The sequence below is a fragment of the Streptomyces sp. NPDC088785 genome (genome assembly GCF_044750685.1).
GTDB lineage: Bacteria > Actinomycetota > Actinomycetes > Streptomycetales > Streptomycetaceae > Streptomyces.
Genome location: NZ_JBIVKH010000030.1, coordinates 1 through 2,524 on the forward strand (window position 1 = coordinate 1; position 2,524 = coordinate 2,524).

3 protein-coding genes and 1 pseudogene are annotated in these 2,524 nt (G+C 77.1%); all 4 read left to right on the top strand.

Going from position 1 to position 2,524, the window contains the following annotated elements; all coding sequences use genetic code 11:
• Positions 1-839 (top strand): SCO3242 family prenyltransferase (locus ACIP5K_RS35650; RefSeq protein WP_401416664.1); only part of this gene is annotated, 839 nt, incomplete at its 5' end.
• The gene (locus ACIP5K_RS35655) at positions 836-1,711 is read left to right on the top strand and encodes a sugar phosphate isomerase/epimerase family protein (protein ID WP_401416666.1); all 876 of its coding nucleotides are present in this window, start codon (positions 836-838) and stop codon (positions 1,709-1,711) included. The genes ACIP5K_RS35650 and ACIP5K_RS35655, both read left to right, overlap by 4 nt.
• Positions 1,708-2,346 carry an EboA domain-containing protein gene (locus tag ACIP5K_RS35660; protein ID WP_401416667.1) on the top strand — a complete coding sequence of 213 codons (639 nt, stop codon included), beginning with the start codon at positions 1,708-1,710 and terminating at the stop codon, positions 2,344-2,346. The genes ACIP5K_RS35655 and ACIP5K_RS35660 overlap by 4 nt, the downstream gene beginning before the upstream one ends.
• Positions 2,346-2,524, top strand: a pseudogene (locus ACIP5K_RS35665) (hydrolase TatD); the annotation flags it as partial. The gene ACIP5K_RS35660 and the pseudogene ACIP5K_RS35665, both read left to right, overlap by 1 nt.

Below are 2,524 nucleotides of genomic sequence, written 5' to 3' on the forward strand. Positions count from 1 at the left end.
CCGCCCTGTTCACCGTCCCCGGCGACGCCCTCGCGGGCGCCGCCGCGGTGGGCGCGCGCCCCGGCCGCGGCACCGCTCTCGCCGTCGGCGCCTCCTTGTGCCTGTACGAGGCGGGCATGGCCCTCAACGACTGGGCCGACCGCGAGGAGGACGCCGTCGACCGCCCCCACCGGCCGCTGCCCTCCGGCCGCATCCGGCCCGGCGCCGCCCTCACCGCGGCAGGACTGCTCACCGCGGCCGGCGTGGGACTCGCCGCCCGCGCCGGACGGGTGCCCGCGGCGATCTCGACGGCCCTCGCGGCCACCGTCTGGGCGTACGACCTCGGTCTGAAACGCACCCCCGCCGGCCCGGTCGCCATGGGCGCGGCCCGCGGCCTCGACGTCCTCCTCGGCGCGGGCGCCGCCCGGAACGGCAGCGAGCGCCCCCTGGCCCCGGCTGCCGGCGCCGCCCTCACCATGGCCCTCCACACCACGGCCGTCACCGCCGTGTCCCGGCACGAGACGACGGGCGGCAACGCCCTCGCACCCGCCGCGGCCCTGGCCACCACGGCCACCCTGACCAGGGCCCTCCTCAGAACCCCGGTAGGCCGAGGCGCCGCAGCCCCCCTCGGCCTACCGGGCCCCACCGCGTACGCCGTGACCGCCGCCCGCCCCCTGCTCCACGCCGTCCTCAACCCCTCCCCGCCACTGACCCAGCGCGCCGTGGGCGCCGGGATCCGCGCGATGATCCCGCTCCAGGCGGCCCTCACCGCCCGCGCGGGCGCCCCCGGACCGGCCCTGGTCACCGCCGCGCTGGCGCCGCTCGCCCGCCGCTTCGCGAAGAAGGTGAGCGTCACATGACCCCCACCGCGCACCCCACGGCCCCGCGTCTGGGCTACGGCACCAACGGACTGACCGACCTGCGCCTGGACGACGCCCTCGCCCTGCTCGCCGACCTCGGCTACGACGGCGTCGGTCTCACCCTCGACCACATGCATCTGGACCCCCTGGCCCCCGATCTCCCGGCCCGCACCCGCCGGGTCGCCCGGACCCTCCAGCGCCGCCACCTCACGGCCACCGTCGAGACCGGCGCCCGCTACGTCCTCGATCCACGCCGCAAACACGGCCCCTCCCTCCTCGACCCCGACCCCGGCGCCCGCGCGGCCCGCGTCGGACTCCTCCTCCGCGCGATCCAGGTCGCCGCCGACCTGGGCGCGCACGCCGTGCACCTCTTCAGCGGTGTCACCCCGCCCGGCACCGGTGCGGACACCGCGTGGAAGCGTCTGGCGGCGAGCCTGGGCCCGGTGCTGGACGCGGCGGATGCCGCGGGGATGCCGCTCGCGATCGAGCCCGAGCCCGGCCATCTGCTGGGCACCCTGGCCGACTTCCACCACCTGCGCGGACTGCTCGGCAGTCCCGGCGTGCTGGGTCTGACCCTGGACCTGGGCCACTGCCAGTGCCTGGAGCCCGAGTCGCCGGCCGACTGCGTGCGCGCGGCGGCGCCCTGGCTGCGGCACGTGCAGATCGAGGACATGCGCCGCGGCGTCCACGAACACCTGCCCTTCGGCGACGGTGAGATCGACTTCCCGCCGCTCCTCGACGCCCTCGCGGCCACCGGCTACCAGGGCCTGACCGTCGTCGAACTGCCCCGCCACTCCCACGCGGGCCCGCACCTCGCCGCCGCGTCCCTCGCCTTCCTGCGGGCCGCGGCACAAGGAGGCAGCAGCTCATGAACGGACCGTCCACCATCGCCGCTCTCCGGGCGCACCTCGACGCCGCCCTGCCCGGCGCCGCCCGCGCCTGGCTCGACCAGGCCCTCGACGAAGCGGCAGCGACCCCGCCGGCCGGCGCCGGCCCGCAGCCCACGCTCTGGGAGGCACGCTTCGCCGAGGCCGGACGCCGCACCGGACAGGACCACGCCGACGCCGCCCGAGTCCTGCTGCTGCACGCCGCCCGCGCCGACACCGGCACCCTCGACCGCCTGTACACGCAGGGCACGGCCGCCGAACGCCGCGCCGTCCTGCACGCCCTGCCCCACCTGGTCCCGGGGCCCGACGGCCTGCCCCTGATCGAGGACGCACTGCGCACCAACGACACCCGGCTGGTCGCCGCCGCCGTCGGACCGTACGCCGCCGAACACCTGCCCCCGCACCTGTGGCGGCACGCCGTCCTGAAGTGCCTGTTCACCGGCGTGCCCACAGACGCCGTCGCCGCGCTGCGAGAGCGCGCCCACGGCGACGCCGAACTCGCCCGCATGCTCGGCGACTTCGCCGAGGAACGCACGGCCGCGGGCCGGCCCGTCCCCCCGGACCTGCCCCGGGTCCTCGCCCTGACCTCCCTGGCAGCCCCCACGGCGAAGGAGTCCTGATGCGCATCTTCGACCCGCACATCCATATGACGTCGCGTACCACCGACGACTACGAGGCCATGTTCGCGGCGGGGGTGCGGGCAGTCGTCGAGCCGGCGTTCTGGCTGGGCCAGCCCCGTACCTCGCCCGCCTCGTTCTTCGACTACTTCGACGCGCTGCTGGGCTGGGAGCCGTTCCG